Here is a 6,721-nt window from a genome sequence, read left to right on the forward strand (position 1 = left end):
CTGCTATTTCGAGTCCGCCGCGCCCTCAACCACCGCGGCGGATACGACCCTGTTCAGTTCATCGAGGATCTCCGCCTCGCTCACGTTGTGCATGAGTGCGCTCATGTTCACCGACTCCGTTGCCTGCCCCGGGCAGGAGAAGCAGCCATCGCCGTAATACTTCCTGAAAACGGGCTCCGTCTCGGGATACGCCGCGAGTATGTCCCCGAGGATATGCCCGGCCTCTATTCTGTCTCCCCTCTCGAGCCCCCCTGCCGCCGCCTTCTGGGCCGGGGGCTTTGCACCCATGATCCTCACCTTCACGCCGATAAAGTCGTTCAGCTCCCTGATCAGTTTCTCCAGGGGGACGCCGTGCTTGTTCGACGCCATCATGATCGTGACCGGCAGCTCCTCCACCTGGGCCCTGTGCTGCGGGTCGGCGAGGGCGGCGATGCCGTTCTCCACGAAGACCCGGTATATCCCCGGATGCTTCTTCAGAACTTCTCCCACCCGCTGGCCGGGAAGTATGGGCTCCTTCGCGGCTTCAGGCTCCCTCTTTTCCTCTGCCGGCTGGGCCACCATGGTAGCGATGATGTTGAACACGAAGAGCCCCACCGATACCCCCTCCAGTATAGCAAAACCGTCATAGGCAAGAGAGGGGCGCAGCGTGTAGGTGCCGACCATCCCGATCAGGCCGACATTGGCGGCGTAGAAGTGGACGGGCACGAGGCCGGGGAACCGGAGAACCTTCCCGTTGAAGCGGGGAAGGATGAAATAGCCTATCCCGTACACCATCATGGACATGAACCCGAGCAGGTTGAAGTGGACGTGCAGAAACCTGAGCCACGACGGGTCCACGCCGGTCCCCATGAGGATCCCCCCGATGGCCGCGAGGGCAAAATAGACAAGCGCCGCGACGATAAACCCTTTCATGTATCGATCCATCTGGTACCTCCCTCTTTCTTCATATTCCCGGTCTATTTTTATCCGCTCCCTGTAAGGGGCGGCCGTTCTCTCTCTAGAGGATCATGGTAATGCAGGCGGGATGGTTTGACTTTGACCTGCATCAAGAGAAAAAACGGGGTGGCCCGGCGTGGCTTTGCACTATAATGCTCACCATACGGGTACCGATAACGAAGGGGGGAGACGGCCATGAGCATAGAGGAGAAGAGGAAAAATATCATACGGTACTACCTGACGATCACCACGGGGGTGGCCTTCGGGTTCGTGAACTCCTCCGCCCTTTTCTTCCTGTCCATTTCCCTGTGGGGGATCTGGTGGAGCTACCCCGGTCTGGTAACGGGGGTCCTGGGGATGTACTTCGGCTTCATACGGCTGAAGATCGACTACCAGACTCTCCGGCACTCTCTGGAAAACGTTGGCAGGTAGAAGCCGCACGCCGCCAGGAGAAACAGAGCGGGCGGTGATCTCTTCTGTCCTGCATCCCCATCCCGGTGCCGCCTGCCCCGCCCTTTACCTGCCGGCCCTTCCCTCCACGGGGTTCCCTTCAAGCTCCCAGCAATCGAGCCCGCCCTCGAGGACGTAGACCTCGTGATAGCCCATCATCATCAGCTTCCTTGCCGCAACGCGCGACATGTACCCGCGGTTGCAGTAGAGGATTATCCCGGCCTCTCCGGGGGGCGGAATGGTGTTGCAGGAACGCTCGATGAGGTTGAAGGGTATCTCCCTGTCGGTCCCGGGAATGTATCCGCTGCACCGATACGACACGTTGATGAGCACGAAATGCTTGTCCGGGATCATGGCTTTCAGTTCGTTTGACGAGATGACGCGGTACTTCGACGGCAGGGTACCGCCCGCAGACTGCCCCAACACCTTCGAGCCCACAAGCAGCAGCGTCAGGATGACAAGGACCAGAAAGATCACGCGAAACAGCACGAGTTCCGTCCTCTTATCCATGGAACCTCCCTCGCAAAGGTTCACCGCACTGATTCGAGGATGGAACGGCAGGAATCACGGGGAATCCGGTATTCCACATGTGCCTGCGCTTTATATTATCTCAAATTGCGTACGCTTCTTACAGGGAAAATGCGCCACCCCCGGGAAGGGATTGCATCTTATGAAAAATAATGTATCTAATACAGAAAAAAGGGCCAGGAGGGGGAAAATGGTCAGAAAGAGGTATCTCGATAACCTGAGGCGGTACGGTGAGGATTTCTTCAAGAAAAACAGGGACCTGTTCAGAAAGCTCGAAGAGGGCCAGAGCCCGGACGCGATGATGATCACCTGCTCCGATTCCCGCATCGTGCCCCACTTAAAGACGGGGGCCTACCCCGGCGACCTGTTTTTGTTTCGCAACATGGGAAACTTCGTCCCGCCCTACCGCGCGGGATCAGAGGACCCCACGGGGGTGGCCGCCTTTCTCGAGTACGGCACCCAGGTGCTTCAGGCACGCCACATCATCGTCATGGGCCACACCAACTGCGGGGCGATCAAGGGGATATTGCAAGAATCGGACGCGGTGGACCGGTCCCTGTTCATCAAGTGCTGGTTGAGAAACGGCGAGGCACTGAAGAGAATCGTACGGGAAAACATCGGTGGCGACGAGGTAAAGGAGACCGTCGAGGCGGGCTTTCGCGAAAACGTGCGCCTGCAGGTGGCTAACATCCTTTCCTACCCCTTCGTCAGGGACGCGGCCTCGCATGGGCAGATCACCATTCACGGCTGGCTCTACGACGTGAAATCAGCAGGGATACGCTACCTCGACGGCGAGACCGGAGAGTTTCAGCCCCTTACCTGAAGGAGAGAACCGTCATGAGCAAAAAAACCGGAACCATTACCGTAAGAGATTCCATGGGCGAGATGGAGGTCCCCGAGACCGCCTACTTCGGGGCCTCCACGCAGAGGGCAATCCTCAACTTCCCCGTGTCCGGATACCCGATGCCCGCCGAGATCGTTCGCGCGCTGGTGCTGATAAAGCGCGCCGCTGCCGAGACGAACGAGGCCCTCGGCCTCCTGCCGGAGGAGCTTGCATCCGCCATCAAAGGAGCGGCGTCGGAGATTCTCGACGGAAAGCTTGCCGACCAGTTCCCCGTCGACATATTCCAGACCGGGTCGGGTACCTCCACGAACATGAACGCAAACGAAGTCATCGCAGCCAGGGCCAACGAGCTTTTGGGGCACGGGAGGATGGAGAGAAAACCCGTGCACCCCAACGACCACGTCAACCTCTGCCAGTCCAGCAACGACGTCATCCCCGCATCGCTGCACATCGCGTCCAGGATCAGCGCAGAGCAGGAGCTTCTCCCGTCCCTGGAAAGGTTGAAAAAGGCCCTGGAAGCAAAGGGCGAGGAGTTTCGCGACCTGATCAAGATCGGCAGGACCCACTGGCAGGACGCGGTCCCCGTGACCCTCGGGCAGGAGTTTGGCGCCTATGCCTCCCAGGTGGAAAAGCACATGGCCAGGGTGCGGGATTCCCTCGAGGGCCTTCTCGAGCTCCCCCTGGGCGGCACCGCCGTCGGGACGGGGCTGAACTGCCACCCCCGCTTCGCATCCATGGCGGTCTCGATCATCGCGGAAACCACGAAGGTCCCCTTCAGGGTTGCCGCGAACAACTTCGCCGAGCTCGGGAGCAAGGACGCCATGACGGACCTTTCCAAGTCCCTGTCGGGGCTTGCATCGTCCCTGTTCAAGGTAGCCTCAGACATCCGGTTCATGGCCTCGGGGCCCCGGTGCGGCATCGGCGAGATCAACCTGCCCTCCCTCCAGCCCGGCTCCTCCATCATGCCCGGAAAGGTGAACCCCGTCCTCCCCGAATCGGTCCTGCAGGTGGCGGCGCGGGTCATCGGCAACGACGTCACCGTGACGATGGCGAACTCGTCGGGAAACCTGGAGCTCAACGTCATGATGCCCCTGATCGGGCATAGCGTCATGGAGTCGGTGCGGCTCCTGGCGAATGTCTCTTCGCTCTTCTCCAGCCGCTGCGTGTCGGGAATAACGGCGAACGCAGGCCGGTGCGAGGAGCTCATTGAGATGAGCCTCGCCATGGTCACGCCCCTGGCGCTGAAGATAGGGTACGACGCTGCCGCCGCCGTAGCCAAGGAGGCCTACGAGAGCGGCAAGTCGGTGCGGCAGGTCCTCGTCGAGCGCGGGCTGCTCGGCCAGGAGGAGGTCGACGCCGTCCTCGACCCGAGAAAGATGGTGTGAGAAGGGCCCATGGAGAGGGTCTTCCCCCTGCTGGAAGAAGCGTTCTGGAAGGGAATCGAGGCTGCCTCGCCGGAGAGGGCCATCCCCGCCCATTTGAAGAGCGAGGGGGGAAGGCTCCTGGTAAACCGGGACGGCCGCTGGGAAGACATATCTCCGGGGGTTCGGGGCAGGCTCCTTATCATCTCAACGGGAAAGGCTGCCGGGGGAATGTACCGTGCCGCCGTTAAGGTAACCGGCATCCCTCACGTGGGCATCGTCGCTTCCCCCGATCCCCACGTCTCCTGCCCGGGAGCGGACCACTTCCGGGGAGGGCACCCCTTCCCCGACAGCGGGTCGGTGGCCTCGGCCAGGGCCATCCTCTCCGCCATGGCCGGCATCGGAGAGCAGGACACGCTCCTGTATCTTATCTCCGGCGGGAGCTCGTCGGTGGTTGCCCTCCCGGAGGGAAAGATCCCTCTCGAAGACAAGGTCGCCGCCATCCGTGCGGTCATGCATGCCGGCGCATCGATCTTTCAGCTAAACAGCCTCAGGAAAGCCATATCGCGGGTCAAGGGGGGAAAGCTCGCGCGCGGCCTTGCCCCCTGCCGCGGCTGCGCCCTCGTCATCTCCGACGTGCCCGGCAGCGACCTCTCCGTCATCGGTTCCGGCCCCCTGTTCGCCGGGGGATCCCCCCCCGATCCCCTCGGGATCATCGAGGAGCTCTCCGTCGGCGGCAAAATCCCCCCGTCGGTCATGGCGTGCCTCCGGGAGGGGAGGGAGGGGGAGACAGAGGTTATACCCGTTGCGTCCATACCCCACGTCGTCATCGCCGACAACAGGCGTGCCCTGGACGCCGCCGGCACGTTTCTCGCGGCGAAGGGGTACGGGGTCGTGATTTCGGACCTCCAGTACCAGGGCGAAGCCCTTGCTGCGGGAATCTCCCTCGGGAAAGAGGCTATCGCGCTGAGGGAGAAAGCCCCTCCCGGGAAAACGGCATGGATCTGCGGGGGAGAAACCGTGGTAACGGTCAGGGGCGGGGGGAGGGGAGGGAGGAACCAGGAACTCGCCATAGGGGCGGCCCTGTCGCTGGACGGGACGGAAGGGGTGGCGGGGCTGTCCGCGGCCACGGACGGCATCGACGGAAACTCGACGGCCGCCGGCGGCTTTTTCGACGGGCGCCTGATCGGGCGCGGCCGTGAAGCGGGGATGGAGCACGAACGGTATATCGCAGAAAGCGACAGCTCTGCATTTTTGGCCGGGACGGGATACTCCTTCACAACGGGCCCGACGGGGACCAACGTCATGGACCTGTTCATGTGCCTGATAGACCGGTAGGGAAACAGCGGGGGTGGGCGGAACCGCTTATCAATCCGCCTCTTTAAGGGAAAAGCGCACCGCTATCTTTTTGACGGAGGAAACGGCCCTGCCGCCCTCCTTCGCGGGGAAAAAGCGCGCCCGGGAAAGGGCGCTCACCGCCGCCCTGTCAAGGCGGCCGTGGCCGCTCGAGCGCAGGACGTCGACCTGAAGCCCCCGCCCCTGCTCATCGACTGCAACCTCGAGCATCACCACCCCTTCCTCTCCCCGCCTCCGGGAAAACTCGGGATACTCCGGTTCGGGCATGCTCGCGATGACGGGCGGGGTGGTGATTCCGCCTCCCGCTCCCGGCGATGGTGAATCTTCCGGCGCACCCCTGCTCACCTCGACTATCGCGCCATCATCCCCGCCGCCTGCGGGAGAGGCCGCATCCCTTCCGGACCGGGAAACGGGGGGTGATAGGGCGTCCCCGGACACCGATGCCATCCGGCTGTCCTCCCCGTCCGAACGCACGGGGGGAGCCGGTGCCGCCTCCGCCGTCCTCTCCCCCGCCTCTCCCCCCGCATGGCGGGCGGGTCCGGCAGCAAGGAGTCGCTCCTTCACGGCGGTATCACGCTCCTCTGGTCCGTCCACCAGAGAGCTCTCTGGCGCCGGGGAAGCGAGTCCGCCTGCCTCTTTGCTCCCCCTTCTCGCTTCATCTTCAGCGGGGCGCTTCTCCCCGGCATCGTGCGCCGCATTCCGGGCGGTGATAACGCGCGGCGGTCCGACCACCTTCAGGCGCACCGGCGCAGGCTCACCCCTTCCCGCCGGATGGCGGAAGGGATCCTCGGGCGACAGGCCAAGTGCCGCGGCGTGGAGCAGGCACGACACGAGCAGCGGAACTGCGTAACCGGTGGCTCTCATCGCTTCCCCTCGACGCTCTCTATCGTCACCTCGTTTATGCCAGCCCTCCGGAGCAGGTCGAGGACACGGACGATCGTCCCGTGGCTTGCCCGGGCGTCACCATTGATGAAAACGGGCTTCTTTCCGCTCTCGGCTCCCTCCGCAAGGACCATCCTCACCAGCGCCTCCGGCGAGGACTTCTCCCCCTGCACGAATATCTCGTCGGCGGCCGTCACCGTGACGCTCACGTACTCCCTCCTGTCCACGGGGGCGTCCTGCGCCTCGGGGAGCTGGACGCTCAACCCCCGGTGGATGGTCATGGAGAGCATGGCGTACATGAAGAACACCAGGAGCAGGAACAGCACGTCGATCAGGGGGATCATCTCCACCCGTGCCCGCCGGT

8 protein-coding genes are annotated in these 6,721 nt (G+C 62.9%); 4 read left to right on the top strand and 4 right to left on the bottom strand.

Translation table 11 applies throughout. The annotated features are described in order from the left end of the window. Window positions 1-3 precede the first annotated feature (3 nt). A complete protein-coding gene (locus GTN70_03845) occupies window positions 4-924 on the bottom strand; it encodes a hypothetical protein (protein NIO16121.1) in 921 nt (306 codons plus the stop codon). A gap of 207 nt (window positions 925-1,131) precedes the next feature. Here GTN70_03845 and GTN70_03850 point away from each other — a divergent pair, with 207 nt between their 5' ends. Beyond that, entirely contained in the window at window positions 1,132-1,368 is a 237-nt protein-coding gene (locus GTN70_03850) for a hypothetical protein (protein ID NIO16122.1), read from the top strand. 84 nt (window positions 1,369-1,452) lie between these two features. Here the strand turns inward: GTN70_03850 and GTN70_03855 are convergent, their stop codons facing one another. After that, complete coding sequence (locus tag GTN70_03855) at window positions 1,453-1,896, bottom strand: hypothetical protein (GenBank protein ID NIO16123.1); 444 nt, start codon at window positions 1,894-1,896, stop codon at window positions 1,453-1,455. Window positions 1,897-2,104: 208 nt separating this feature from the next. Between GTN70_03855 and GTN70_03860 the strand changes: the two genes are divergently transcribed. The 3 genes from GTN70_03860 to GTN70_03870 are packed head-to-tail and all read left to right on the top strand — an operon-like array spanning window position 2,105 to window position 5,457. Next, entirely contained in the window at window positions 2,105-2,737 is a 633-nt protein-coding gene (locus GTN70_03860; GenBank protein NIO16124.1) for a carbonic anhydrase, read from the top strand. 14 nt (window positions 2,738-2,751) lie between these two features. Then, window positions 2,752-4,143 carry an aspartate ammonia-lyase gene (locus tag GTN70_03865; GenBank protein ID NIO16125.1) on the top strand — a complete coding sequence of 464 codons (1,392 nt, stop codon included), beginning with the start codon at window positions 2,752-2,754 and terminating at the stop codon, window positions 4,141-4,143. A 9-nt stretch (window positions 4,144-4,152) separates the two neighbouring features. After that, on the top strand, window positions 4,153-5,457 hold the full coding sequence (locus GTN70_03870) for a DUF4147 domain-containing protein (protein ID NIO16126.1): 1,305 nt from the start codon (window positions 4,153-4,155) through the stop codon (window positions 5,455-5,457). Between the two features lie 30 nt (window positions 5,458-5,487). On the opposite strand, the gene GTN70_03875 is transcribed toward GTN70_03870, so the two are convergent. After that, entirely contained in the window at window positions 5,488-6,339 is an 852-nt protein-coding gene (locus GTN70_03875) for a TonB family protein (GenBank protein NIO16127.1), read from the bottom strand. Then, window positions 6,336-6,721: hypothetical protein (locus GTN70_03880; GenBank protein NIO16128.1), on the bottom strand; the 386-nt coding region annotated here is incomplete at its 5' end. The genes GTN70_03880 and GTN70_03875, both read right to left, overlap by 4 nt.

The sequence above is a fragment of the Deltaproteobacteria bacterium genome, assembly GCA_011773515.1.
In the GTDB taxonomy this organism is placed as follows: Bacteria; Desulfobacterota; Deferrimicrobia; order J040; family J040; genus WVXK01.